This is a genomic window from Streptomyces sp. NPDC058653, assembly GCF_042716895.1.
Taxonomy (GTDB): domain Bacteria; phylum Actinomycetota; class Actinomycetes; order Streptomycetales; family Streptomycetaceae; genus Streptomyces.
The window spans coordinates 94,606-120,544 of record NZ_JBHXRM010000011.1; the positions used below are offsets into that span (position 1 = coordinate 94,606).

Consider the following 25,939-nt stretch of genomic DNA (forward strand, 5'->3'; position numbering starts at 1 on the left):
CCCGTGCGCGAACCCGCCCCCGGGGCCCGCGCGGGCGCTGCGTACCGTAGAGGGGTGTACCGGTTCCTGCTGACGCCCCGCTGGTGGGGCATCAATGTCTTCGTGCTGCTCGCCATCCCCTTCTGCGTCTTCATGGGGACCTGGCAACTCGGCCGTTTCGAGGACCGCGTCGATTCGCACCGGAGCGCCGAGGACGCGCCCGATCCGGCGAAGCGGGCCGCGGCGCCGTTGGCGGATCTGCTGCCTGTCGACCAGAAGACCTCGGGCCGGCACGCCACGGCGACCGGCAAGTACGCGGACCAACTCGTCGTCCCGAACCGGGAGTTGGACGAGAAGTCCGGCTCGTACGTGCTGGCGCTGCTGCGGACCGACGGTGGCAAGGCGCTGCCCGTCGTACGGGGCTGGCTGCCGGCCGGCAAGGCCGTACCGCCCGCCCCGGAGGGCGAGGTCAGCGTCACCGGCGCGCTCCAGGCGCCGGAGAACTCGGGCACCGACGGCGCCGACTCCCGCGGCGGGCTGCCGGCCGGTCAGGTCGGCATCATCAGCGGGGCGTCGCTGGTCAACATCGTGCCGTACGCGGTGTACGACGCCTGGGTCACGGTCACCGAGCCCGAGGCGGGTCTCACGCCCGTACCGGCGCGGGCTCCGCAGGGCACCGGGCTGGACCTGAAGGCGTTCCAGAACCTCGGGTACACGGGCGAGTGGTTCGTCTTCGTCGCCTTCGTGCTCTTCATGTGGTTCCGGCTGTTCCGGCGCGAGACCGAGGCGGTCAGGGACCGCGCGCTGGGTCTGGAGACGGCCGCGTAAGCGCTGTCGCCCCCGGCCGGTGCCAGGCGGTGGACCGCCCCCGAGCCCCTCGGGCGGGTTCTACGACGCTTCCAGCACACCCGTCCGGTAGATCGTCCCGGCGCACGCGTTGTCGATCGTCGTCGCCGCCGGCTCCGAACCGGCCTCCGGCGTGTGCACGACATCGATGCTGCCGTCCTCGGGCGCCCCGTCGTCGGTGCCGAGCTGCGGCTCGGGCTCCATCGGCGTCGATCCGGTGCCGTTGGTCGCTCCGCCCGTCTCGCCCTCCGTGGGCGAGGGGTCCGGTGACGGCTCCTCGGTCGGGCAGGTGTCGGTCGGCACGAAGGCGAACATGACCTCGTACGCCCCCGAGGGCGGCAGGACCAGGCTGGTCGCCTCCAGCGAGGGGTCGGGCAGACCGTCGGCCGGGTCGCCCGCGGTGTGGTCCAGCACTTCGATCTTGCTGGGGTCCGCGGCGCCCGTGGCCTGGAACTCGACCGATCCGTGACCGCTGACCGAGCAGTCGGAGCCGGAGACGTTGGAGATGCGGAACCTGCCGTAGACCGTGCCGTTGGCCTGCGGTTCGCCGGACTCCGAGCTCACGACGAGCTGGCCAGCGTCACAGGTGTCGGTGGCGCTGGTGAAGCTGCTCTCGGGGTCGTTGTCGATACCACCGGTCGTACCGCCGGTGGTCCCGTCGAGGCCCGTCTCGGGCGAGTCCTCGTCGCCGGGACTGCTCTGCTGGTCGTCGGCCGTGCCTGAGGGGTCGGAGCCCTCCTTCTCACTGTCCTTCGGGCCGCCGTCGGAGCCGGTGCCGCCCTGGACCTGCTCCCCGTGGCCCACGTTGAAAGACTTGCCGTCCGACGAGCCGCCGGTGCCGGCGACATGGACGAAGGCGGGCACGGCCGTACCGAACAGCAGCGCCGCCGCCGCGACACCGACGACGGCCTGGCGCTTGCGCGCGCGCCTCGCGGGCACGGCCCTGCGCAGATGGTCGAGGGCTCCGGGCGAGGGCTCGATCTCCTGGACGGCGCCGTGCAGCAGCCGGCGCAGCGCCAACTCGTCGGGGATGCCCCCGTCGTCGGCGTCACCGTCGCCGGCGCCCGCTCCTCCTCCGACACGGCCGAAGATCGCCGTGAGGGGCTGGGGCGGCGCCGCCTCCGTCTGCCGCGTCACGTCCGTCCGCTGGGTCTCATCCGTTCGGGGGGCGCTGTCGGCCGCGCCTTCCGCGCCCCGCGTGCCGTCGGCCACACTGTGCAGGTCTCCGCCCGGTTCTTCTTCCGGCCCGTGGTTCACAGTTCCATTTCCAGTCGACTCGCTTGTCGGACCGTCCGGCCCCTCCGGCCTTCCGTGGTCCTGGTCGTGCTCGTGCCCGTTCATGCCGTGGCCTCCATGGCGATACGCAGCGCCGCGATGCCTCGCGAGCCGTACGCCTTCACCGAGCCCAGGGATATGCCGAGCGTCTCGGAGACCTGCGCCTCCGTCATGTCGGCGAAGTAGCGCAGCACCAGTACCTCGCGCTGGCGGCGCTGGAGGCCGCGCATCGCCTTGATCAGCGCGTCGCGCTCCAGCAGGTCGTACGCGCCCTCCTCGGCGCTCGCCATGTCGGGCATCGGCTTCGAGAGGAGCTTCAGCCCGAGGATGCGGCGGCGCAGCGCGGAGCGCGACAGATTGACGACCGTCTGGCGCAGATACGCCAGGGTCTTCTCCGGTTCGCGTACGCGGTTGCGCGCCGAGTGCACGCGTATGAAGGCCTCCTGGACGACGTCCTCGCAGGAGGCGGTGTCGTCCAGGAGCAGTGCCGCGAGGCCGAGCAGTGAGCGGTAGTGCTGTCGGTAGGTCTCGGTCAGATGGTCGACGGTGGTACCTGCGGCCATCGCTTCGTCAGCGCTGTCGCGCCGGTCCGGGATGCCGGCCGGGCGTGCCGCCGGCATGGGAGCGATCACCGGCATACCACCGGGCACGCGGGCCCGACGGCCCGGCCGCACCGAAGTGCCGCGAACCGGGACGACCGCTGTGAAATCGAGAACCTCTGCCACGCCTGTTGGACACGCTGCCCCCGCCCAGGGTTGTACGCGTTCGCCACCACATTTGACGATGCACCAATTACCCTCATGCGTAACCGTTCTCCCCCAGATGCCCCTTTTGTCAACGACACCACGGAGGGGCGACCGCATAGACGCTTCCGGTCAACCGTCGGTTGCGACAAGTCGAATGAGCATCGTCCGCCACCGGAACACCCCAGTTCAAGTGGGACTGATCGGCGATTTGCTCACAGGGCGTTCACACACTCTACAAAGCCTCGGACGGCCGGCCCGGGCGGGCGCCCGCTCAATTCCGCGCGGGCCTCCGGCCGTCGGTTCAGCCCATCACGACACCCCGGGCGCCGTCCACGCGCCCCGGTCTACGCGCGGGTGAATTCCCGCGCCACGGCCTCCGCGATCTGCGCGGTGTTCAGGGCCGCGCCCTTACGGAGGTTGTCCCCGCACACGAACAGCTCCAGCGCCCGCTCGTCGTCCAGCGAGCGCCGCACCCGCCCCACCCAGGTCGGATCGGTCCCCACCACGTCCGCAGGTGTCGGGAAGTCGCCCGCCGCCGGGTTGTCGAACAGCACCACACCCGGCGAGGTCGCGAGGATCTCGTGCGCCCTGGCGACCGTGACCGCGCCCTCGAAGCGCGCGTGCACGGCGAGCGAGTGCGTGGTGATCACCGGCACGTGCACACACGTCACCGCGACCTTCAGATCGGGCAGGTCGAGGATCTTCCGGCTCTCCTCCCGGATCGCCATCTCCTCGGACGACCAGCCGTCCTCCATGAGCGATCCCGCCCACGGCACGACGTTGAGCGCCAGCGGCCCGCCGAAGGGCCCGGTGATGTCGCCGACCGCCCGCCGTACGTCGCCGGGGTTGGTCCCCAGCTCCGTGCCGGCCACGACCGACAGCTGCCGGCGCAGCGCCGTGACGCCGTCCTGTCCCGCCCCGCTGACCGCCTGGTACGAGGAGACGACCAGCTCGCGCACCCCGAACTCGGCGTGCAGCGAGCCGACCGCGACGATCATCGAGAGCGTGGCACACCCCGGACTCGCGACGATGCCGCGCGGGCGCAGCCGTACGGCGTGCGGATTGAGCTCGGGCACCACCAGCGGTACGTCGTCGTCCATCCGGAACGCGGCGGACGCGTCCACCACGACGGCGCCCTGGGAGACCGCGACGGGTGCCCACTGGGCGGACACCGCGTCCGGTACGAGGAACAGCGCCACGTCCACGCCCTGGAGCGCGGCCTCGGTGAGCGCCACGACCTCGGTCTCCTCGCCCCGTACGGTCAGCTTGCGGCCGACCGCGCGGGGCGAGGCGAGAAGGCGGATCTCGCCCCAGACGTCCGCGTGCTGCGACAGGATCTGGAGCATGACGGCGCCGACGCCCCCGGTCGCGCCCACGACCGCGAGCGTCGGGCGGCCGTTCATCGGCCCGCGCTTCCCGGATTCCCGCTCATCGCCCGGTGCCTCCGTAGACCACGGCCTCGTCCGTCTCGCTGTCGAGCCCGAAGGCGGTGTGCACCGCGCGCACGGCCTCGTTGACATCGTCCGCACGGGTGACGACCGAGATACGGATCTCGGAGGTCGAGATGAGTTCGATGTTCACGTTCGCCTCGGACAGCGCCTCGAAGAAACTGGCCGTGACACCCGGGTTCGTCTTCATACCGGCGCCGACGAGCGAGATCTTGCCGATCTGGTCGTCGTAGCGCAGCGAGTCGAAGCCGATCGTGCCCTTGGCCCTCTCCAGGGCGTCGATGGCCTTGCGGCCCTCGGTCTTGGGGAGGGTGAAGGAGATGTCGGTCAGCCCGGTGGAAGCGGCCGACACGTTCTGTACGACCATGTCGATGTTGATCTCCGCGTTCGCGATGGAACGGAAGATCGCCGCGGCCTCCCCGGGCTTGTCGGGGACACCGACGACCGTGATCTTGGCCTCGGAGACGTCGTGGGCGACTCCGGAGATGATGGCGTGCTCCACCTGCTGGTCCCCTTGCGGCTCGTTGCTGACCCAGGTGCCGCGCAGTCCGGAGAAGGACGAGCGGACATGGATCGGGATGTTGTATCGGCGTGCGTACTCGACGCAGCGGTGCAGCAGCACCTTGGAGCCGGACGCCGCCAGCTCCAGCATGTCCTCGATGGAGATCCAGTCGATCTTCCGGGCCTTCGGGACGACGCGCGGGTCGGCCGTGAAGACACCGTCCACGTCCGTGTAGATCTCACAGACCTCGGCGTCCAGCGCGGCGGCGAGGGCGACGGCCGTGGTGTCCGAACCGCCCCTGCCGAGGGTGGTGATGTCCTTCTTGTCCTGGGACACACCCTGGAATCCGGCGACGATGGCGATGTTGCCCTCGTCGAGTGCCGTACGGATACGGCCCGGCGTGACATCGATGATGCGCGCCTTGTTGTGCACCGAGTCGGTGATGACGCCGGCCTGGCTGCCGGTGAACGACTGGGCCTCGTGGCCCAGGCTTTTGATCGCCATGGCCAGCAGCGCCATGGAGATGCGCTCTCCGGAGGTCAACAGCATGTCCAGTTCCCGACCCGCGGGGATCGGGGACACCTGTTCGGCGAGGTCGGTCAGCTCGTCCGTCGTGTCGCCCATCGCCGATACCACGACGACCACTTGGTGGCCGTTTTTCTTGGCATCGACGATTCTCTTGGCAACGCGCTTGATGCCTTCGGCATCGGCAACGGAGGAGCCTCCGTACTTCTGCACGACAAGGCCCACGTGCGCTCCTCGTTCACTCATGCCGCAGTCGTTCATCACTGCGGTCGGCTCAGTCTAACGAGCAGCCGCATTCCGCTTGGGAGATATCGCATCGTGAGACACCCGGCTCACACCGTGATCGTTCCGGAAGTCGTTCGCGAGGTCGCCCGGTAAGCGTTGCGGCTGTCCGGTGGACATGCATGCCCGGTATGGGGCGGTCCACGCCGAACGTGGGCCGGGTCACACGACGATCACGCCCGGTTGGACCTGTTCCCCTTCGGCATCCGCTTCCGCTTACGCCTGTGCGCCGTCCGTTCGGTTCGGGGGATCAGCCGCCGAGCCCGGGGATCCGCCAGAGGGAACCGCCGGCGCCGAGGTCGGTGGCGTACGCGTCGCCCCGCTCGTCCATCGTGAAACCGGCGGTGTTCAGGCCCCGGATGTTCGCGAAGTGGACCTTCTCGCGGGTGGCCGGATCCAGCCGGGTCACCTGGTCCGCCACGGCGAAGTAGACCTGCCCGTCGGGACCGACGGAGATCGACGTCGGCTCGTACGTCTCCGAGGCCAGGGTCTCGGTGGCGCCGGTGGCCAGCTCCGTACGCAGCACCCGCCCGGCCATCATGTCGGCGGTGTACGCGTTGCCCCTGCCGTCGAGCGCGATGCCCTGCGACAGCCCGAGCCGCTCGGCGACGACGCGGGGGGCGCCGCTCTCGCGCACCTCCACCAACCGCCCCTCGTTCCCGCTGACATAGGTGCTGCCGCTCGCGCCGTCGTGGACGACGGCCTGGAGCGCGCCGAGCCCGGAGGCGAGGACCTGCCGGGCGCCGGTGCCGAGATCCACGCGCTGGAGGCTCCCGCCGAAGTCGACGACGTACGCGCGGGAGCCGTGGACGTCGATCCCCCGGAGGTTGCCGAGACCGCGCGCGACGACGGTGGACGTGCCGGAGGCGAGGTCCACCTCGCGCAGGTCGCCGTTCTGGTACGTGACGTACGCGCCGCCCTGCCCGTCGGGGGCGACCCGGACGGATTCACCGAGTCCGCTCGCGAGGCGCACACAGGCGGCGGAGGGGCAGGCGATCGTGGCGGGGGCGGCCTTCACGGCGACGTTCACGGCCGGGATCGTGGTGGCGTTCGCGGGGAGGCTGCCGACCGCCGCGAGCCCGCCGGCGGCGACGGCGCCGGCGACGACGCACTGGATGATCTTTCCGAACATGGGGGCCTCCGTAAAAACTCCGATGAACGCCAACGAACGCCGACAGAGGCGTCATTAGGGCTATACGGAGGAAGAGGGCCACAGGTTCAACGCCCGGCGGGCGAAGGCGAGTTCGGTGCGGTGCACGGCGTGGAACAGACCCCCGCGCCGGTGGCGGTCGCGGGCGCGCCGGGGGGCTCGGCCCTCAGGAGCGCACCAGGAGCAGCGCGATGTCGTCGCTGCTCCTGGGCACCACCGTCTCCTCGGCCCGTTTGACGAGGGCGTCCGCGAGGATGTCGAGCGGCGCGTCCCCCGCCTGTTCCAGCTGCTCGGCGAGGCCGTCGATACCAAGCCCGAGGTCGACGCCGGGCCGCTCCACGAGACCGTCGGTGTAGAGGGCGAGCAGGCTGCCGGGCGGCATCGGCAGTTCGACCGACTCGAAGGGCGCGTCCTCCTCCACGCCGAGGAGCAGCCCCGGCGGCAGGTCGACGACCTCGGCGCGGTGGTCGGGGTGGCGCAGGATCGGCGGTGGATGACCGGCGGAGGCCAGCACGACCCGCTGCGCCGGCAGGTCGATGTGCGCGTAGAGGCAGCTGCAGAACATGCTGCCGCTCAGCTCGATCAGCAACCGGTTCGTACGGGCGAAGATCTCCTCGGGGGGCGCGCCCACCCTGGCGTGGGTGTGCACGGCGGTGCGGATCTGGCCCATGAGGGCCGCCGCCTGGACGCTGTGGCCCTGGACGTCGCCGATCACCCCCGCCAGGGACCCCTCGCCGAAGTCGATCAGGTCGTAGAAGTCGCCGCCGACGTCCAGGGCGTGCGTCGCGGGAAGGTATCTCGCGGCGACCTCCAGACCCGGTACCTCGGGCAGGCGGCGCGGCAGCAGCCCGTCCTGGAGGCCGCGCGCCACGTTGGCGTTGACGTCGTAGAGCCGGGCCCGCTCCAGCGCCTGCGCGATCATCCCGGCCAGCGAGGTCAGCTCCGCGCGTTCGTCCGCGGCGAAGACGTGCGGTTCGTCGTATCCCAGCACCCAGCAGCCGAAGGTGCCGCTGGAGACCGTCAGGGGGAGGAAGGCGAACGCCGCCATGGCGCGGTAGTGCTGGTACTGGGGGAAGTCGCGCACCAGCTCACGGTTGTCGGGGTGGAAGCGGGGGACGCCGGTCTCCATGGTCCGTACCCCCTCGGTCCGGGTGGCCAGCGGCAGACCGTCGAAGAACTCCCGCATCCGGGGCGGGAACCCGCGCGAGCCGATCACCCGCAGCCGGCCCTCGTCGGCGGTCAGCAGGGCCAGGCCCTGGGCGTTGAGGGCCGGTCTCATATGTTCGACCAGCGACTCGGTCACCTGTCTCACCCCCGACGCCTCCGTGAGCGCGGAGGTCAGATGCAGCAGGCGGAAGAGGGTGTCGGTGGTGGTCGGGGCGGCGGCCAGCCTGTCCTCCGACTGCTGGGGCGCCCCGGTCGCGCTGTTCACGGGCCTGATCCGCACGCTGATGCCGGTGTCGTCCGGGTAGAGGAGGACCGACAGCTGGGCGCCGTCCGGCCGGCTGGCGGCGAAGCCCGTGGGCTCGCGGCTCATGAAGGCCGAGAGGTAGGCCGTGTCGTGGGCGGGGTCGGCCAGCCAGGGCAGCACATCACCGACCTCGGCACCCAGCAGTTCGTCCGCGTCGCGGCCGAGCAGCCGGGCCGCCCGGGTGGAGACGAACGTCATCCGGCCGAGGAGGTCGAGCGAGACGATCCCTTCGGTGAAGCGCTCCGTGAGCGCCACCGCGTGCCCCTGGTCCGGGACGGGCGGCGGCTCCTGCGCGAGGACCGGCTCGTCCCTCGGGCGCACCGGATGCCCCTGGTCGGCGGCCTCCTTCAGCGTCCGCGCCATCAGCTCCCCGGCCTCGCCGGTGATCGCCAGGTCGGCGGCGGACAGCTCGCCGTGGCTGCCGGGCCAGAACAGCTGCATGACCCCCCAGCAGAATCCGCCGGCCACCAGCGGTACGGCGTAGACGCCCACCGAGTACGGGAACACGAGCGCGGTGTGGGGGAAGCGGCGCGCCATGTCCTCCTGGTCGGTGATGAGGACGGGCTCGTGGGACCTGGCCGCCTCGGCCGCCGGCACCGGCGCCGCCAGCGCCATGTACGACCACGGCTTGGCGAGCCTCGTGGGCCCCCCGATCACGGAGGTCATCTGGAGCACCTGCTGCTCCGGGACGTGCAGGAAGAGGTTCCCCACATGCGCTCCCAGGGCCCGCGCGGTCTGGTCGAACGCGTCGTCGAGGCGCGCCGCAGCCTCGCGTGCCACGGCGCTCTCCTCGTCTCCGTGCACGGTTGTACCGCCCTGAGTCCTCACCTGGGATATGTCTGCTTTACCGGACTATGAGTCCTTTTCGACGCTACAGGAGCGGGCCTGATGCCGGTACCGGTCGCATCACGACGTACTGCACGTACTGGACGTGGCGTACTGGACGTGACGCGCTGGACGCGACGTGCTGGACGGCACCCTCGCGGGAGCCGCCCCGGCCACCGGCAGGGCTCAGGACGCCTCGGCGGCCTTCTTGATGCGCTCGCCGAACGCGGGGGCGTCCTTGCGGGCCCCGCCGAGGGCCAGGCCCACCAGCAGTTTCCCGACGCCGTGGCCCTCCAGGACGTTGAAGAGCCGCACCCGCGTCCTGCCGTCCGGGAGCTCCTCCACGTCGTAGCCACCCTCGCTGGACGTCACCAAGTTCTTCGACGTCTCCGTCCAGCGGATTCTGGTCGGGGCTTCCAACTCGGTGATCCGCAGGTCGCGTTGGGTCTTCATCCCCGCGTCCTTCACCGTGCTGTGGAAGACCGTGCCGACGACCGTGGGGCCCGCCGGCTCCTTGGTGATCTTCTGTACCCGGGGACTGAACTCCCGGTCGTTCGTGCCCTCCGCCAGATACGCGAAGACCTCCCCGACCGGTCGGTCGATCTCGACAATGGTCTCGAACTGTCCGCTCACAACTGTTCACCCCTCGCTGAGTAAAGAAAGGTGCTCAGTCAACCCTGTCCCCGTCGGGAGTCCCGCGCCACTCGAGTCGGTCTGAGCCGCCCCCCGGGGCGCTACGCCGGGTCCGCCACCTTGCGCATGCCCAGGGTGCCCAGCTCCTCCGCCATCACCCGGCCCGCCTCCTCCGCCAGCGCGTCCTCGCCCAGGTCCTGGTCCGTGTCCAGGCCGTCCAGGGCCGGGAGCGGCTGGTCAAGACGGACGTGGGCCACCAGGGACTGGAGGGCGCGGAGGGCGGCCGAGGCCGTGGAGCCCCAGTTGGAGAAGTACGAGAACTGCCACCACCAGAGCGCCTCGGTCGTACGGCCCGCGCGGTAGTGCGCCATGCCGTGCCGCAGGTCGGCGACGATGTCGGCCAGGTCGTCGGAGATCCGGCACGGGACCGGCGCCTTGCGGGGCTCGTACGGGTCGAAGACCTCCGAGTAGACGTCGATCGGCTCCAGCATCACCGCGAAGCGCTCGCGCAGATCGTCGACGTCCGGCTCCGGGCCCAGGTCGGGCTCGTACCGCTCGTCCGGGAGGATGTCCTCGTGCGCGCCCAACCGGCCCCCGGCCAGGAGCAGTTGGGAGACTTCGAGCAGCAGGAAGGGCACGGCGCTGTCGGGCTCGTCGCCCTTCGCCACCTCGGTGACCGCGACGATGAAGCTCTCGACCTGGTCGGCGATCTGGACCGCGAAGTCGTCCGGGTCCTGCGTGGTGGAGTGCAGCGTTGCGTCAGACATCGAGCAGTCGTCTCCCCTCGAAGGCACGCCCCAGCGTGACCTCGTCGGCATATTCCAGGTCGCCCCCCACGGGCAGACCGCTGGCAAGGCGCGTGACCCGCAGGCCCATCGGTTTGATCATGCGGGCGAGGTACGTGGCCGTGGCCTCGCCCTCCAGGTTGGGATCGGTGGCCAGGATCAGTTCGGTGACCGTACCGTCGGCGAGACGGGCCAGCAGCTCACGGACCCGCAGATCGTCGGGGCCCACACCCTCGATGGGGCTGATCGCGCCGCCGAGCACGTGATACCTGCCGCGGAACTCGCGGGTGCGCTCGATGGCGACGACGTCCTTGGGCTCCTCGACCACGCAGATGACCGTCAGGTCGCGGCGCGCGTCGCGACAGATGCCGCACAGCTCCTCCTGCGCCACATTGCCGCACACCGCGCAGAAGCGGACCTTGTCCTTCACTTCGAGCAGGGAGTGCGCGAGGCGGCGGACGTCGGTCGGCTCCGCCTGGAGGATGTGGAAGGCGATCCGCTGCGCGCTCTTGGGACCGACGCCGGGCAGTCTGCCCAGTTCGTCGATGAGGTCCTGGACCACGCCTTCGTACAACGGTCTGCCTTTCCTGATGCTCCGAGGTGCGTATGGAAGTCGTTGATTCCTGCCGCTCGTACGGTAGTTGCCGGGCCGCCCCGCTAGAAGGGCATCCCCGGCATCCCGCCGAGACCCTGGGCGAGCGGGCCGAGCTTCTCCTGCTGGAGCTGCTGCGCGTTCTCGTTCGCCGCCTGGACGGCGGCGATGACGAGATCGGCGAGCGTCTCCGTGTCTTCGGGATCGACCGCCTTGGGGTCGATGACAAGCCCGCGCAGCTCCCCGGAGCCGTTGACGGTGGCCTTCACGAGACCGCCGCCCGACTGGCCGTCGACCTCGGTCGCGGCCAGTTCTTCCTGGGCCGCCGCGAGGTCCTGCTGCATCTTCTGGGCCTGCTGGAGGATCTCCTGCATGTTGGGCTGGCCACCACCGGGAATCACGGTCGCTCCTGGCAAATCGACGTCGGTTGTTCGGCAGGTCGAGCCTACGTGGTCACCACGGTGGCCGCCCTCCCCCACGGGAACGAACTCTTTCGGGTGAGAGTGCCCGCCTCCTCTACCTGATCACGGGGCCCGTGCGGTGGAAGCGCCGGGAATCCGGGCGCACGGCCCACCATTCGGCGGTAGGAAGTGCGGTACGCGTCAGCGTGCGCGTCCATCCCGTCAGCACCTCCGTCCACCTCGACCCCGTTCTCGTTCCCGTCCCCCGTTCCCGCCCCCGTCCATGTCATTCCGACTCTCGTCATGACGTCTCCACATCTCCATCTTCCACTCAGTCGTGCAGCTACGCAGAGGAGTGCCCCGGTGAGCCAGCCGGACATGCAGCCCGGGGGGCCGGCCCGGGACGAGGACGTGCCGCAGGGCGCGCCGGGGCCCGCGCCGGCGCCCCTGCCGACGCCCGCGCCGGGAGGCACCGCCGGGGGCCCGCTCGCCGAGACCTTCCCCGCCGGCGACTGGAACGAGCCCGCCCGGCGGCTCGACGAGCTGTACCGGTGGGCGGAGGCGGACGCGCTGCGCACGATCGCCCGCTACCGCGCGGAGCGCGTGGTCAAGCGCCGCTGCGCACGCGCCCTGCGCGCCCTGACGGCGCTCGGCGTGGTCGTGGGCGCCGCGCTGCCGCTGCTGGACCTGACGGAGGTGCTGGGCGGGACCGCGACGGGGTGGGGGTATCTGTCCCTGCTGCTGGCCGCGGCCTGTCTGGGCTGCGACCGGTACTTCGGGGTGACGTCGGGCTGGATGCGGAACGTCGCGACAGCGCAGGCGGTGCAGCGGCGGCTCCAGACGCTCCAGTACGACTGGGCGTCGGAGTGCGTACGGGAGGTGCTCGGCCCGACGGACGGCACGGCCGGCGAGGCGGCGGAGCGGTGCCTGGGGGTGCTGCGGCGGTTCTCGGAGGACGTCACGGAGCTGGTACGGGCGGAGACGGCGGACTGGATGGTGGAGTACCGGTCCGCGCCCGCGCCGCCGGTGACGCGGCTGTCGGCGCCGGGCGCCACGGGGTTCACGGCGCGTGCGGACGGCGGGGGAGCTCCGCCGGGCCGCTTCCCGCTGCCGCCCGGCACCCGCCCGAACATGCCCCGGCAGCGGCCCCCGGACGTCCGGTAGTGGCGTGAACTGCGGAGCCGCGGGCCGACGCGCGCCGGACGGGCCCTGTGCCCGCCCGGCGCCCGCCTCAGCTGAAGATGATCATGGAGCCCTGGCCGAGGCTCCGCGTCGCCGCCGCGTGCAGACCCAGCCAGACGTGACGCTCGCGGGCGAACGGACTGTCGTCGTACGGGATCGGCCCCGCCGGCTCCTCCAGGGACGTGGGACCCTGTGGCGGCGCCGGCGCGGTCGGGGGATTGGCCGGGTCGATACCGATCGCCGGGGCCACCAGTTCCAGCTCGCGCAGCAGCCCCTGCGTCGAGCCCAGCGGGCCGCCGCCCGCGAGGAGTTCCTCGTTGGAGAGCGGAGACGCGTAGTCCACGGGGACGTACGCGCCCGCGTGGTCGTAGTGCCAGACCAGATGTGACTGCTGGGCCGTCGCCTCGAACATCTCCAGCAACTGCTCGTAGTCACCGCCCAGTTCACCCACGGGCGTCACCGCGAGACCGCAGATCTGGAGCAGATACGCCCGGCGCAGGAAGTGCAGCGCGTCGTAGTCGAATCCGGCGACGGGCGCGACATCTCCGGAGAGACCCGGCATATAGGCGAAGACGGGAACGGATGGCAGCCCGGCGTCGCCGAGTGCCTTGTCGTAGGCCGCGATCTCTTCGGCGAAGGGATTGTCGGGGCTGTAGCACAGCACATCGACGAGGGGGACCAACCACAGGTCACAGGCCAAGGGAGGCTCGCTCTCCAACGAGTTCGAACGGATTCCTTCGGATGATTGGAATGCTTCGGTTTCCATCTGTTCCGTCAGGTTCGTACAGGTACGTACGTACCAGCCGTCGGGCCAGCGTAATGCGGCGGACGCGATCAGCGAAGACGACCGGCACCACCGGCACCGCCCGGCCGGTACCACCGGCGCCCTCCGTTCTCAGCGAGCCGTCGGCATGTCCCATACCCACGCTCCCCCCAATCGCTGCCCCGGCCGCCCCACCAGTTTCGTCACGACCTCGTACAGCGCCGCGTCGTTGTCCTGCGGGGCGAGCACCAGCACGCCCGCCTTCCAGAACGACAGGTCGAGCTTGGCCTGGGCGCGCCAACTCGGGCCGATCTCCGGGATACGGGCGCCGTAACGGATGTCGCGCAGCAGGTTGGAGGTGTAGCGCGGCGCGGCGCCGTAGATACCCATCCGCTCCGGTCCCCAGGGCCCGTTGAAGTACCCGTCGGGCATGGAGAAGCCGAAGCCGGTCGCCGACTGCCAGTGCAGTGCCTCCGCCTCGGCCGGACTCGGCAGGGGTACGGGGACGACGCTCTCGCCCTCGCCGACGTAGTCCCGGTACATGCCGTCCGTGATGAACCGCGGCACGTCCGGCCGCTCCCGTACCGGCTGCGGCGTCGGCAGGATCGGCAGCAGCGCGACGGCGATCGCGGCCAGTCCCACCGTCCGGTGCGTACGGGGTTCGAGGTCCGCCATCCGTTCCGCGGCGAGGGCGAGGAGCATGCCGAGCGCCGGGGCGCAGATCATCGCCACCCGTGACTCGATGACCGATTCAAAGAGGGGCTGATGCGCCAGCGCGCGCCACGGTCCGGTCAGCACCACGTCCGTGAACGGGATCCGGATCCTCTGCCCCATCGACAGCAGGGCGGCCACGAGCACGGTGCCCGTCAGCGCCTTCACCAGCGCCGAACGCCACAGCCACACCACGATCCCGAAGGCGAGCGCGGTCAACGGCCAGCCGTAGAAGGCGTTCTGCTCGGTACGGTTCAGGGCGAGCGTGTCCGCGCGCGACTCGTCGCCGAGCAGCGCGCGGCCCGAGAACTCCAGGAAGGCGAGCGGGCTGTTCCCGGCGTTGTCGCCGTGCAGAACGCTGTGGTAGCTCTGCGGGCCGAAGAACTGCCAGTACAGCGGGAACGCCACCAGCGGCAGACACACCGCCAGCGCCACCCCGAGCCCGCGCAGCAGCGGTCGCAGCGCGGCGCGCGCGACGTCCGGGCGGACGAGCGCGTACGCCCCGGCGAAGATCAGCATCCCCATCGCCGCGAGCAGCAGCGGCTCTTCGCCGAGGAAGATCTGGTACGTCACGAAGAGCCCGAGCAGCGCTCCGTCCCGTACGACGTGCCGGCCTCCGTCGGCGGCCTCGCACAGCCGCAGCGCCCGGTCGATGATCACCGGGACCATGAAGAGCACGAGGAAGTTGGGGTGGGCGGTGCCGTGCGACATCATCGGCGGCGCGAACGCGGCGAGCGCGGCGCCGAGCGCCGCCGCCGGGCGGACGCGGGTGAGCCGGCGCACGAACAGCCAGTACCAGGCGACGGCGGTCGCCGTCAGGCCGAGCGTGAGGACCAGTGCCCAGGTCACCGTCGGGCCGAGGAGAAGGGTGACGGGGGTCAGCGGGACGGACAGCCCGAGCATGACCGTGTTCGCCATCAGATTCACCCCGTCGGGAAAGCCCTGGTACGTGGTGAAGAGCGGGTTGCGCAGATGTGTGACGTTGTCGGCGGTGACGGCGAAGAACCATTCCCACTGGTTCTGGTCCTGCATCGAGTCGGCGAGATACGCGTGGTCCAGGTCGGCCCACAGGCCCTTGTAGAGAAGGACGGACGCGAGGAGGAAGAAGGAGGCCACGGCGAGATCCACCGGGCGTACGCGGGTGCGCAGCCGTACGAGCTCCAGCAGTACGCGGCCGTAGTCCACGGGCCGCACCTTCGAACCGGACTGGTGCGACCAGCGCACCGGCACCTCGGCGACGGGCCAGCCGGCGCGGCGGAAGTGGCGCAGGATCTCGACGTCTATGCCCCAGCCGTCGAGACGGGAGGCCTCGAAGGCGGCACGCGCCTTGTCGCCGTCGAAGAGTTTGAAGCCGCACTGGGTGTCGTACACGCCGCGGACGGCGACGAGCCGTATGAGGCGGTTGCCGAGCCGGCCGAGCCACTCGCGCAGCGGGCGCTGGTGCACGTCGATGCGGGAGCCGGGGAGGGCGCGGGAGCCGATCACGGCGGCGGGAGGATACGCGGGGCCGGTGCCGTCGCCCTCGTACGCCCGGTCCTCGTCGTCTCGCTCGTGCGGGCCGTCGTCTCCGTCGGCGCTGTCGTCCTCGTGCGCGCCGTGGGCGCTGTCGGCGCTTTCGGCGCTGTCCTCCTCGTACGCCCGGTCGCGGCCGTCGTCGCAGCCCTCCGCGAGCAGCGCGTCCAGCCTGTCCAGTTCCTCGATCGGCGTCGCCAGATCCGCGTCCGTGACCAGGACCCGCCGGCCGTACGACGCGAGGACGCCCAGCCGCAGCGCGTGCCCCTTGCCGCGGTTCTCCTCGCTCGTCAGCACATGGATACGGGGCTCGTCCGCCGCGGCCTCCGCCGCGACCGCGCCGGTGCCGTCCGTCGACCCGTCGTCGACGACGATCAGCTCCCAGTCGCCCCAGCGCTCCGGGTCGGCGCGCAGATGCGCGCGGATCGCGTCGAGGGTGGGCCGCAGCCGGTGCTCCTCGTTGTACGCGGGGACGACGACGCTCAGGTCCGCCGCGGCGCGAACCGCGCCCGGTACGCGGGCCGCGGACGGCGCGCCGGGCGTACGCGGCGCGCCCGGACCGGAACCCGCACGCGGCCCCGGCCCGCCTCCGCTCATCACGTACCCGCTCACCTCCGCGGACGTCCCAACTCCGGATCGAGCCGGTCCGCCCACGCCAGCAGGTGCGCGTGGCAGTTGTCGACGACCTCGCGCGCGGCGTCCGCGTCGCCGAGGGTGATCGCGTCGACCAGCTGCTCGTGTCCGTTCCAGAGCCAGTCGCGGCAGGCGTCGTCGGCGCGCAGGAACGGCACGGAGAACACCCACGCCTGGACCCGCATCCGGTGCAGGAAGTCACAGATGTACTGATTGGCGACGAGCGTCGTCAGCTCCCGCCAGAACCGCAGGTCGTACCCGATCAGGATGTCCAGGTCCCCGCCCTTGGCCGCCCGCGCGGCCTCCTCGGCCCGGCGCCGTACGGACACCAGCGCCTCGGAGTTCACCCGCCCGAGCCCGCTCGCCGCGATACGCCGGAAGATGCCGTCCGCGACCAGCGAGCGCGCCTCGACCATGGCGCGGAAGTCGGCGACGCTGAACTGGTGGACGTGGAAGCCGCGGTGCTGGTCGGAGTCGAGCAGTCCCTGTGCGCTGAGGTCGACGAGCGCCTCCCGCACGGGGGTCGCCGACACGCCGTACTGCTCGGCGATGTGCTTGACGGTGAACTCCTCGCCCGGGAGCAAACGCCCTGCCAACACCTCGTCACGCAGTGCGTCCGCGATCTGTTGCCGCAGGGTGTTGCGGGTCACAGCTCCGCTGGCGGGCATTGGTTTTCGTCCCCTCATCCGGCTTCGCACACCTTAAGGCAGGGATGCGCAGGGGCCCTCGCGACCGCCCGGTGCCCGCCGGGCGCTGGCGGCACGGGGGTCCGGGTGGGCGCCGCGGGGCGCGGCGTCCCCTTCCCGTACCGCCGTCATGACGTGGTCGGGCGGCCCGGCGATCACCGGTCCCGCCCGGCGGCGGTGGCAGCGGCCGCCGGCTCCCGGCCGCCGGCCGGCCGCGCGGCGCCGGGGACGAGCGGTGCGCCCGTCCCGTCCGCGCGGCCGGCACCACCGGTCGCCGGGTCCTCCGCCTACCGTGTGTGCTCGTCGGCCACGGCCAGCGCCGCGTCCAGGATCGCCAGCCCCTCCTTCGCCTCCGCCTCGGTGACGGTGCACGGCGGCACCGCGTGCGTACGGTTCATGTTCACGAAGGGCCAGAGCCCGTTCTTCTTGCACGCGGCGGCGAAGGCGGCCATCGGCGCGTTCGCCTCGCCCACGGCGTTGTACGGCACGAGCGGCTCGCGCGTCTCCTTGTCCCGTACGAGGTCGAGCGCCCAGAACACACCGTGGCCGCGCACCTCGCCCACCGACGGGTGCCGGTCGGCCAGTTCGCGCAGACCGGGGCCGAGGACGTTCTCCCCGATGTGCGCCGCGTGCTCGACGATCTTCTCGTCGGCCATCACCCGCAGCGTCGCGACGGCGGCGGCGCAGGCGAGCGGGTGGCCGGAGTAGGTGAGACCGCCGGGGTAGGGGCGGGTGGCGAAGGTGTCGGCGATGGCGGCGGAGATCGCGACGCCGCCGAGCGGTACGTAGCCGGAGTTGACGCCCTTGGCGAACGTCAGCAGGTCGGGCACGACGTCGTAGAGGTCGGCGGCGAACCATTCGCCGGTACGGCCGAAGCCCGCCATGACCTCGTCCAGGATGAAGACGATGCCGTGCCGGTCGCACAGCTCCCGTACGCCGGCGAGATATCCGGGCGGCGGCGTCATGATGCCGGCCGTGCCCGGGATGGTCTCCAGGATGATCGCGGCGACGGTCCCCGGCCCCTCGAAGGCGATGGTCGCCTCCAGGTGTTCGAGGGCGCGCGCGCACTCCTCGGCCTCGGTGGTGGCGTAGAAGGGAGAGCGGTAGAGGAAGGGGGCCCAGAAGTGGACGACCCCGGCGTTGCCGGTGTCGGACGCCCAACGGCGCGGGTCCCCGGTCAGGTTGATCGCCGTGGTGGTGCCGCCGTGGTAGGAGCGGTACGCGGAGAGCACCTTGGGGCGGCCGGTGTGCAGCCGGGCCATCCGTACGGCGTTCTCGACGGCCTCGGCGCCGCCGTTCGTGAAGAAGATCTTGTCAAGGTCACCGGGGGTGCGCTCGGCGATGAGGCGTGCGGCCTCGGAGCGTACGTCGATGGCGAAAGCGGGAGCGAAGGTGGTGAGTCTGGCCGCCTGCTCCTGGATGGCGGAGACGACGACGGGGTGCTGGTAGCCGATGTTGGTAAAGACGAGACCGCTGGTGAAGTCGAGATAGCGGTTGCCGTCGTAGTCCCAGAAGTACGAGCCGTCGGCGCCGGCGACGGCGAGCGGGTCGATCACCTCCTGCGCGGACCAGGAGTGGAACACGTGCGCACGGTCGGCGGCCTTGACGGCGGCCCCGGCCTTCGGGTCGACATTGCCAACAGGGTTGACGTCGAGGTGAGGGGTCATGCGAACAGCGTAGAGAGCGGCGGGCGGGGGCGGGAGCGAACACGATGTCTGGTGTTGCTGGTGTGACTCGGCAGACTGTCGCCCCGCCCGTACCGCCGCCTCACTGGATTGACAGCACGCTGTCGACATGACAGGCTGCTGTCATATAGCCGAGGAGGCCACCATGACCGGCAGGACCGTTTACCTCGCCGTGTACGACACCCTCGCCGACTGGGAGACCGGCTACGCCACCGCGCACCTCACCCAGCACGGCTTCACCGTGCGCACCGTCGGGCCCACCGCCGACGCCGTCACCACCATGGGCGGGCTGCGCGTCGAGCCCGATGTCGCCCTGGACCAGGTCGGCGAGCCGGGCGACACGGCGGTGTTCATCCTCCCCGGCGCCTCCCTCTGGGACACCGGGGACGACCTGGCGCCGTTCGCCCGCGCCGCCGGGCGCTTCCTGGGGCTGGGCCTCCCCGTCGCCGCGATCTGCGGGGCGACGGCCGGGCTCGCCCGTGAGGGGCTGCTGGACGACCGGGCGCACACCAGCGCCGTCGCCCAGTACCTGGACGCCACCGGATATCAGGGCGGCGGGCACTACCGCGAGGCGGACGCGGTCACGGACGGCAATCTGATCACGGCGGGCCCGACCGAGCCCGTCGCGTTCGCCCGCGAGATCTTCGCGCTGCTGGGTGTGTACGAGGGCGAGAAACTGGACGCCTGGTACCGGCTGTTCAAGAACTCGGACCCGAGCGCGTACGAGATCCTCCACTCATGAGCCGGGCGGAGCCCGAGCCGGCCGCGGGGACCGGCTCCCCGGAGCTGCTGAGCAGGACCGCGCTCGGCGTCTTCCGGCTGAACGGCCAATTCCTCTCCGTGGCGGAGGAGTTGGCCGCCCCGGCGGGTCTGACGGCGGCCTGGTGGCAGGTCCTCGGAGCCGTACTGCCCGCGCCGCTGCCCGTCTCCGGGATCGCCCGCGAGATGGGCATCACCCGGCAGAGCGTGCAGCGGATCGCGGATCTGCTGGTCGAGCGCGGACTCGCGGCGTACGAGCCGAACCCCGCCCACCGGCGGGCGAAGCTGCTCGCCCCGACCGAGGAGGGACGGGCGGCGATCCACGAGATCACCCCCGGTCACGCGGCCCTCGCCCGGCGGCTCACGGACGAACTGGGCGCGGAGGGCTTCGCCGAGACCGTACGGGTGCTGGAGCGGCTGTCCCGGGCGATGGACGCGCTGGGCTCACGGCCGGGGTGAGCGGCCCGGCTCCCCCGGGGGGCCGGGAACCGGACGGGCCCGTACGTCAGTCTTCCTGCGTACGGGCCCGTTCCGGTCCGTGCGCCGTGGGGCCGCCTCTCGCTCCGATCGACGGGTGACCGCGGGTCCGCCACCGACCGCGCGAGGCGGCGAACCCGGCACTATCCTCGGCGCGTTGGGCTTGTGCATCTTCTTGTGCATCGCTTGTGCATCGTTGGGGGAGGGCCGTACGGCCATGGAGAAGCTGGCTGCAGGAGATCCACAGCGCATCGGCGCGTACCGGTTGCTGGCCCGCCTCGGTGCCGGGGGCATGGGGCAGGTCTATCTGGCGCGCTCGGACCGGGGCCGTACGGTCGCGGTCAAGCTCGTACGCAGGGAACTCGCCGAACAGGACGAGTTCCGCGACAGGTTCCGGCTGGAGGTCGCCGCGGCCCGGCGGGTCGGCGGCGCCTGGACCGCGCCGGTCCTCGACGCGAACACGGAGGCGCCGGTGCCGTGGGTCGCCACGGGGTACGTCGCCGGGCCCGCGCTCCAGGACATCGTGTCGGGTCCGCACGGGCCGCTGCCCGCGCGCTCGGTCCGGATACTCGGCTCCGGTCTCGCCCACGCCCTCCAGGACATCCACAGCGCCGGCCTGATCCACCGCGATCTGAAGCCGTCCAACGTCCTCGTCACCATCGAGGGCCCGAAGGTCATCGACTTCGGGATCGCCCGCGCGCTGGAGTCGGTCACCGACGCCGGGCTGACGCGGACCGGGGGGCTTGTCGGGTCGCCCGGCTTCATGGCGCCGGAGCAGGTGCGCGGCACGGCGGTCACGCCCGCGTGCGACGTGTTCTGCCTGGGCTCGGTGCTGATGTACGCGGCGACGGGGCGGCTCCCGTTCGGCACCGCGGACACCGCCGTGCACGTGCTGATGTTCCGCATCGCGCAGGAGGACCCGGACCTGTCCGAACTCCCGGAGGGGCTGCGGGAGTTGGTGGGCGACTGCCTGAAGAAGGACCCGGCGGAGCGGCCGACCCCGGCGCAGATCCTGGCCCGGGTCGGCGAACCGGACGAGGACGAGCCCTGGCTGCCGGGCCCGCTCCTCGCCCAACTGGGCACGGACGCGGTGCACTTGCTGGACCACGAGGAGCCCGGGTCCCGTACGGAACTGGCGTTCTCGAAGCCGGCGGGCCCACCGGAGAGCCCCTCGGAGCCCCCCGGTGCGGAGCCGCCGCCCGGACCGCCCCCGCCCGGGGGCCCCGGCACGGGCGGCGGGAGCGCGGTGCACGGGATGGCCACGATGGTCAGCACGCCGTCCCCCGAGGGTCCGCCCCCGCAGCCGGCACCGGGCCCGTACCAGACACCGCCGCCCCCGCCCCAGCAGTACGGCTACCCCCAGCCCCAACCACCGCAGCAGTCCCAGCAGTACGGCTATCCCCAGCCCGGCCAGCCCCCTCTCCCCCCGTGGGGCGCCACACCCCCCTACGGCCCGGCGCCCGCCGGCTACGGCCACCCCTCGCCGTACGGTCCCACTCCCGCCTACGGCCCGGCGCCCGTCCCCCGGCCCGAGCCCCCGCGCCGGGGCGGTCGCGGCACGGTCGCGCTCATCGCCGTCGCGGTGATCGTCGCGCTGGCGGCGGGCGGCTCGGTGTATGCGTTCATGGACAGCGGCAGCGAGAAGAACGAGCCGTCGAACAACCAGGCGGGGGGCTCGGCCGACGACAGGGCCTCGGCGGACGACACCACCCCGTCCGACGACGCGCCTCCCACCAGCCAGTCCCCCTCCTCCTCGCCCTCCGAGGACGCCGGCCCCGGGGACGTACCCAAGAAGTACCTCGGCGCCTGGTCCGGCACGATCGACGGCGCCACGGGGCGCAACACCCGCGAACTCTCCATCCGGCAGGGCAAGGTGGGCGACACCGTGCTCGTACTGACGGCGGAGGGACCGACCGACACCGGCGGCACCTACCACTGCGTCTTCGAGGCACCGCTCGGCGAGGCCCCGCCCAGTGGCCCCCTGAAGATCGGCCCGTCCACGGTCACGACCGGCCGCCCGATGTCCTCCTGCACCCCGGGCGCGTCGACAGAACTGACGATCCTCCCGGACGGCCGCCTCCGCCGCGTGACCACGGCGAACGGCGAATCGGTGACCTACACGAAGGCCGGCTGACCGCCCCTCGACGGCCCACCGCTCCCGCCTGCCGGCACATTTACCTATAGGGTTTAGGTAAGTGCATAATCGACTTAGGCACGCGAGCAGAGGGCAGACGAGGAGACGCATGTCGCCACGCGCAGGACTGAGTACCGAACGTCTGGTCACGGCCGGGGCCGAGTTGGCCGATGAGGTCGGATTCGAGCAGGTGACCGTCTCGGCGCTCGCCCGGCAGTTCGATGTCAAGGTCGCGAGTCTGTACTCGCACGTGAAGAGCTCCCAGGACCTCAAGACCAGGATCGCGCTGCTCTCGCTGGAGGAGATGGCCGACCGGCTCGCCACGGCTCTCGCCGGGCGCGCGGGCAAGGACGCCCTCGCCGCCTTCGCGAACGTCTACCGCGACTACGCCCGCGAGCATCCCGGCCGGTACACCGCGGCCCGGCTGACGCTGGACGCGGAGACGGCCGCCGCCAGCGCCGGGCCCCGGCATGCCCGGATGACACGCGCGATCCTGCGCGGGTACGACCTGACGGAGCCGGACCAGACACACGCCGTACGGCTCCTGGGCAGCGTCTTCCACGGCTACATCAGCCTGGAGACGGCCGGCGGCTTCAGCCACAGCGCGCCCGACACACGCGAGACATGGGTGTGGATCGTGGACCGCCTCGACGCGCTGCTCCGCACCTGGACCGCGCCGGCCCCCGACCGCGCGCCCCGATCGAGAGAGTGAGCCCGACCATGAACACCCCGCACGACGGCTGGACCACCACCCCCCTCACCGCCGGCATCCTGCGGGGCGCCGTCGATCTGGAGCACACCGCGCACGGCGTCCTGCCGCACCGTCTGCCCGCCTGGGCCCGCGCCCAGAGCGCCGGCACGGACCTGGCCATGGTGGAGAACCAGCCCTCCGGCGTCCGGCTCGCCTTCCGCACCCGGGCCACCGCCGTGGAACTGGACGCGCTGCCCACCAAGCGGGTCTACGTGGGCGCCCCGCCCCGCCCCGACGGTGTGTACGACCTGCTCGTCGACGGCCGCCCGGCGGGCCGGGCCACGGTGCCGGGCGGCAACACCCTGACCGTCGACATGACGGCGGGGACCACCGAGCAGAAGCCGGGCCCGCCCGGCACCGTCCGCTTCGACGGCCTGCCCGACGGTGAGAAGGACGTCGAGATCTGGCTCCCGCACAACGAGACCACCGAGCTCCTCGCCCTGCGCACGGACGCGCCCGTCGAGCCCGTGCCGGACTCGGGCCGCCCGGTGTGGCTGCACCACGGCAGCTCGATCAGCCACGGCTCCGACGCGGCGAGCCCCACCACGACCTGGCCCGCGGTCGCCGCCCGGTCCGGCGGTGTGGACCTGATCAATCTGGGCTTCGGCGGCAACGCCCTGCTCGACCCCTTCACCGCCCGTACGATGCGGGACACCCCGGCCGATCTGATCAGCCTCAAGATCGGCATCAATCTGGTCAACGCCGATCTGATGCGGCTGCGCGCCTTCGCTCCCGCCGTCCACGGCTTCCTCGACACCATTCGCGAGGGCCACCCCACGGCACCGCTGCTGGTCGTCTCGCCGACCTACTGCCGTATCCACGAGGACACCCCGGGCCCCGCCGCCCCGGACTTCTCCGCGATGAGCGACGGGCAGCTGAGGTTCCTGGCGACGGGCGACCCCGCGGAGCGCGCGAGCGGGAAGCTGACGCTGAACGTCATCCGGGACGAGCTGGCCCGGATCGTACGGCAGCGCGCCGCCGACGATCCGAACCTGCGCCTCCTGGACGGCCGGGAGCTGTACGGCGAGGCGGACTACGCCGAGACGCCCCTCCCGGACGAGCTGCACCCGGACGCCGCGACCCACCGCCTCATCGGCGAACGCTTCGCCCGGCTGGCCTTCACACCGGCTGTGCTGAACCCGGCGCGCTGAGGCGCCGACCCCGGGACCCGGCCCCCCGGGACCCGGGACCCGGCGCCGGACGTCGGCCTTGAGGCCTCGGCCGACGGGGCGGCTCAGCTCAGCTGCCCCGTCGGCATCAGCGTCAGCTGCTGGAAGTTCACCCGCGCCGGCAGCCCCGCCAGATACCCGACCGCGCCCGCCACATCCTCCGGCGTGAGCCACTCCAGCGAGTCGCGGACCCCGTCCAGCCACTCCAGCGCGCCATCGTCCGTGACATGGGTCTGTAGCTCGGTCTTGACCAGCCCCGGCTCCAGCGTCGACACGCGTACGTTCTTCGGCCCCAGCTCCACCCGCAGATTGCGGGACATGTGGGTGACGTACGCCTTGGTGCCCGTGTAGACGGCGAAGTTGGTGTAGATGTTCTGCGCGCCGATCGACGACGTGTTGATGAGGTCGGCGACGCCCTTCTCGGCGGCGGCCCGCACCAACTGCGGCACGAACGCGCCGATGACATACATCAGCCCACTGACGTTGACGTCTATCTGCCGCTGCCACAGCTCCGTGGTCCGCTCCTCGATCGGCGCGGGCAGCATCACCCCGGCGTTGTTGAACAGCAGGTCGGCGCCGCCGAGTTCGGCCTCGACCCGGTCGGCGGCGGCCTGTACGGCGTCGGGGTCGCTCACATCGGCGGCGACGGCGATCGCGGTGCCGGCGTTCTTCCCGATCCGGGCGACGAGGTCCGTCAGCCGGTCCGCCCGCCGGGCGAGAACGGCGACCGACGCGCCCAGTTCGGCCAGGTGCTCGGCGGTCGCGGCGCCGATGCCGCTGGAGCCGCCGGTGACGACGGCGACGCGTCCGGCCAGGGGCTTGGTGTTCGTGGACATGGCTGTGCCTTTCCGGAAGAAGGGAGAGGGCCGGCCGGCTCGTCCGCTCCGGCCCTTCTCCAGAACACCACCGCGATCGCCCGCCTCGGCCGCCGTAACAGGCCCTGCCCAGGCAGGTACCGGCAGGACCCCCCACACCCCGCCCGCCACCCCGGCGAGCACCGACACTGGAGACATGGACCGCAGGACACGCACCACCCGGGGCACCGAACTGGCCGACTTCCTCCGCTCGCGCCGCGCCCGCATCACGCCCGACGAGGCCGGCCTCCCCACCGACGGCCGTACGCGCCGCGTGCCCGGCCTGCGCCGTGACGAGACCGCCCGCCTCGCCGGGGTCAGCACCGAGTACTACACCCGCCTCGAACAGGGCCGGGCCACCAACCCCTCCCCCGAGGTCGTCGACGCCCTGGCCCGCGCGCTGCGCCTGAGCACCGACGAGCGCGAACACCTCACCGACCTCGTCGCCCGGCCCACCCCCGCCCGCCACACACCCGTGGCCCCGCAGCGGGTCCGCCCCGGCCTGCATCTGATGCTCCAGACGCTCGACCACGTACCGGCCTTCGTCCTCGGCCGCCGTACTGACGTCCTGGCCTCCAACCGGCTGGCCCGCGCGGTCGTCACCGACTTCGACGCGATGCCCGCCACGCGCCGTAACATCGCCCGCTACTACCTCCTGGACCCGGACGCCCGCGAACGCGTCGGCAACTGGGAGCAGATGGCCTCCGAGACGGTGGCCATGCTCCGCCTCGAAGCGGGCCGCTTCCCGAAGGACCGCCAGCTCGCCGACCTCGTGGGCGAACTGACGCTGCGCTGCCGGGAGTTCACCGGCTGGTGGAACGACCACCGCGTCCTGCGCCGTACGCACGGCGCCAAGCACTACCGCCACCCGCTCGTCGGCGATCTGCACTTCAGTTACGAGGCGCTCCAGCCGCCCGGCGACACGGACAAGACCCTGTGCGTCTACAACGTCGAGCCCGGCTCCCCCTCCGCCGAGGCGCTCCGTCTCCTCGACAGCTGGACGGCACCGCAGCACGCGGACCCGGTCCCGGACACCTCCAGCCCCTGACCTCCGGGGCCTCCGGGCCCCCTGCCAAGGCGCATCCTCGGGCCCCCGACCCGGGCGCCCGCCCCCCATACCCGATGCCCGGCACCCATCGGCGGCGCACACGGCGCAGGGGGCG

Annotated in this window: 23 protein-coding genes; 8 read left to right on the forward strand and 15 right to left on the reverse strand. The window is 71.8% G+C overall.

The genetic code is table 11. The annotated features are described in order from the left end of the window. The first annotated feature begins 54 nt into the window (after positions 1-54). Complete coding sequence (locus ACFWU9_RS12510; RefSeq protein ID WP_384317105.1) at positions 55-807, forward strand: SURF1 family protein; 753 nt, start codon at positions 55-57, stop codon at positions 805-807. A gap of 60 nt (positions 808-867) precedes the next feature. Here ACFWU9_RS12510 and ACFWU9_RS12515 read toward each other — a convergent pair whose 3' ends face one another. The 10 genes from ACFWU9_RS12515 to ACFWU9_RS12560 form a co-directional block, all read right to left on the reverse strand. Next, positions 868-1,962, reverse strand: coding sequence for a hypothetical protein (locus tag ACFWU9_RS12515; protein ID WP_384317107.1), 1,095 nt, complete (start codon positions 1,960-1,962; stop codon positions 868-870). Positions 1,963-2,162: 200 nt separating this feature from the next. Next, positions 2,163-2,825 (reverse strand): SigE family RNA polymerase sigma factor, encoded by a 663-nt coding sequence (locus tag ACFWU9_RS12520; RefSeq protein WP_384317110.1) that lies wholly within the window; start codon positions 2,823-2,825, stop codon positions 2,163-2,165. Positions 2,826-3,190: 365 nt separating this feature from the next. Continuing rightward, positions 3,191-4,249 carry an aspartate-semialdehyde dehydrogenase gene (locus ACFWU9_RS12525; RefSeq protein WP_384317112.1) on the reverse strand — a complete coding sequence of 353 codons (1,059 nt, stop codon included), beginning with the start codon at positions 4,247-4,249 and terminating at the stop codon, positions 3,191-3,193. Between the two features lie 25 nt (positions 4,250-4,274). Then, positions 4,275-5,546 carry an aspartate kinase gene (locus ACFWU9_RS12530; RefSeq protein WP_384317299.1) on the reverse strand — a complete coding sequence of 424 codons (1,272 nt, stop codon included), beginning with the start codon at positions 5,544-5,546 and terminating at the stop codon, positions 4,275-4,277. Between the two features lie 307 nt (positions 5,547-5,853). Then, a complete protein-coding gene (locus ACFWU9_RS12535) occupies positions 5,854-6,735 on the reverse strand; it encodes a hypothetical protein (protein ID WP_384317114.1) in 882 nt (293 codons plus the stop codon). Positions 6,736-6,919: 184 nt separating this feature from the next. Further along, positions 6,920-9,004 carry a SpoIIE family protein phosphatase gene (locus ACFWU9_RS12540; protein ID WP_384317117.1) on the reverse strand — a complete coding sequence of 695 codons (2,085 nt, stop codon included), beginning with the start codon at positions 9,002-9,004 and terminating at the stop codon, positions 6,920-6,922. A gap of 231 nt (positions 9,005-9,235) precedes the next feature. Further along, positions 9,236-9,682 carry an SRPBCC family protein gene (locus ACFWU9_RS12545; RefSeq protein ID WP_384317120.1) on the reverse strand — a complete coding sequence of 149 codons (447 nt, stop codon included), beginning with the start codon at positions 9,680-9,682 and terminating at the stop codon, positions 9,236-9,238. 101 nt (positions 9,683-9,783) lie between these two features. Further along, positions 9,784-10,449 carry a DUF5063 domain-containing protein gene (locus tag ACFWU9_RS12550; protein ID WP_384317123.1) on the reverse strand — a complete coding sequence of 222 codons (666 nt, stop codon included), beginning with the start codon at positions 10,447-10,449 and terminating at the stop codon, positions 9,784-9,786. Next, positions 10,442-11,041, reverse strand: coding sequence for a recombination mediator RecR (gene recR / locus ACFWU9_RS12555; RefSeq protein WP_384317126.1), 600 nt, complete (start codon positions 11,039-11,041; stop codon positions 10,442-10,444). Before recR ends, ACFWU9_RS12550 begins: the two co-directional genes overlap by 8 nt. Positions 11,042-11,124: 83 nt before the next feature. Next, positions 11,125-11,460 carry a YbaB/EbfC family nucleoid-associated protein gene (locus ACFWU9_RS12560; protein ID WP_078075883.1) on the reverse strand — a complete coding sequence of 112 codons (336 nt, stop codon included), beginning with the start codon at positions 11,458-11,460 and terminating at the stop codon, positions 11,125-11,127. A 363-nt stretch (positions 11,461-11,823) separates the two neighbouring features. Here ACFWU9_RS12560 and ACFWU9_RS12565 point away from each other — a divergent pair, with 363 nt between their 5' ends. Continuing rightward, positions 11,824-12,624: an SLATT domain-containing protein gene (locus ACFWU9_RS12565; protein ID WP_384317129.1), complete on the forward strand. Its 801-nt coding sequence runs from the start codon at positions 11,824-11,826 to the stop codon at positions 12,622-12,624. A gap of 67 nt (positions 12,625-12,691) precedes the next feature. Here the strand turns inward: ACFWU9_RS12565 and ACFWU9_RS12570 are convergent, their stop codons facing one another. The 4 genes from ACFWU9_RS12570 to ACFWU9_RS12585 form a co-directional block, all read right to left on the reverse strand. Beyond that, positions 12,692-13,342 carry a hypothetical protein gene (locus ACFWU9_RS12570; protein ID WP_384317301.1) on the reverse strand — a complete coding sequence of 217 codons (651 nt, stop codon included), beginning with the start codon at positions 13,340-13,342 and terminating at the stop codon, positions 12,692-12,694. Positions 13,343-13,537: 195 nt separating this feature from the next. Then, the gene (locus tag ACFWU9_RS12575) at positions 13,538-16,225 is read right to left on the reverse strand and encodes a glycosyltransferase (protein WP_384317131.1); all 2,688 of its coding nucleotides are present in this window, start codon (positions 16,223-16,225) and stop codon (positions 13,538-13,540) included. 11 nt (positions 16,226-16,236) lie between these two features. Further along, positions 16,237-16,929: a GntR family transcriptional regulator gene (locus tag ACFWU9_RS12580; protein WP_384317133.1), complete on the reverse strand. Its 693-nt coding sequence runs from the start codon at positions 16,927-16,929 to the stop codon at positions 16,237-16,239. A 305-nt stretch (positions 16,930-17,234) separates the two neighbouring features. Continuing rightward, on the reverse strand, positions 17,235-18,614 hold the full coding sequence (locus tag ACFWU9_RS12585) for an aspartate aminotransferase family protein (RefSeq protein WP_384317136.1): 1,380 nt from the start codon (positions 18,612-18,614) through the stop codon (positions 17,235-17,237). A 163-nt stretch (positions 18,615-18,777) separates the two neighbouring features. Here ACFWU9_RS12585 and ACFWU9_RS12590 point away from each other — a divergent pair, with 163 nt between their 5' ends. From ACFWU9_RS12590 to ACFWU9_RS12610, 5 genes are all read left to right on the forward strand, one after another. Beyond that, positions 18,778-19,374, forward strand: a complete 597-nt coding sequence (locus ACFWU9_RS12590; protein ID WP_384317139.1) for a type 1 glutamine amidotransferase family protein — start codon at positions 18,778-18,780, stop codon at positions 19,372-19,374. Beyond that, on the forward strand, positions 19,371-19,850 hold the full coding sequence (locus ACFWU9_RS12595) for a MarR family winged helix-turn-helix transcriptional regulator (RefSeq protein ID WP_384317141.1): 480 nt from the start codon (positions 19,371-19,373) through the stop codon (positions 19,848-19,850). Before ACFWU9_RS12590 ends, ACFWU9_RS12595 begins: the two co-directional genes overlap by 4 nt. Positions 19,851-20,085: 235 nt before the next feature. Further along, positions 20,086-22,002 carry a serine/threonine-protein kinase gene (locus ACFWU9_RS12600; protein ID WP_384317144.1) on the forward strand — a complete coding sequence of 639 codons (1,917 nt, stop codon included), beginning with the start codon at positions 20,086-20,088 and terminating at the stop codon, positions 22,000-22,002. A gap of 109 nt (positions 22,003-22,111) precedes the next feature. Beyond that, complete coding sequence (locus ACFWU9_RS12605) at positions 22,112-22,714, forward strand: TetR/AcrR family transcriptional regulator (protein ID WP_384317146.1); 603 nt, start codon at positions 22,112-22,114, stop codon at positions 22,712-22,714. An 8-nt stretch (positions 22,715-22,722) separates the two neighbouring features. Then, positions 22,723-23,904 (forward strand): GDSL-type esterase/lipase family protein, encoded by a 1,182-nt coding sequence (locus tag ACFWU9_RS12610; RefSeq protein WP_384317149.1) that lies wholly within the window; start codon positions 22,723-22,725, stop codon positions 23,902-23,904. An 83-nt stretch (positions 23,905-23,987) separates the two neighbouring features. Here ACFWU9_RS12610 and ACFWU9_RS12615 read toward each other — a convergent pair whose 3' ends face one another. After that, on the reverse strand, positions 23,988-24,758 hold the full coding sequence (locus ACFWU9_RS12615; RefSeq protein ID WP_384317152.1) for an SDR family oxidoreductase: 771 nt from the start codon (positions 24,756-24,758) through the stop codon (positions 23,988-23,990). Between the two features lie 175 nt (positions 24,759-24,933). Between ACFWU9_RS12615 and ACFWU9_RS12620 the strand changes: the two genes are divergently transcribed. Beyond that, positions 24,934-25,824 (forward strand): helix-turn-helix transcriptional regulator, encoded by an 891-nt coding sequence (locus ACFWU9_RS12620; protein WP_384317154.1) that lies wholly within the window; start codon positions 24,934-24,936, stop codon positions 25,822-25,824. The last annotated feature ends 115 nt before the right edge of the window (positions 25,825-25,939 follow it).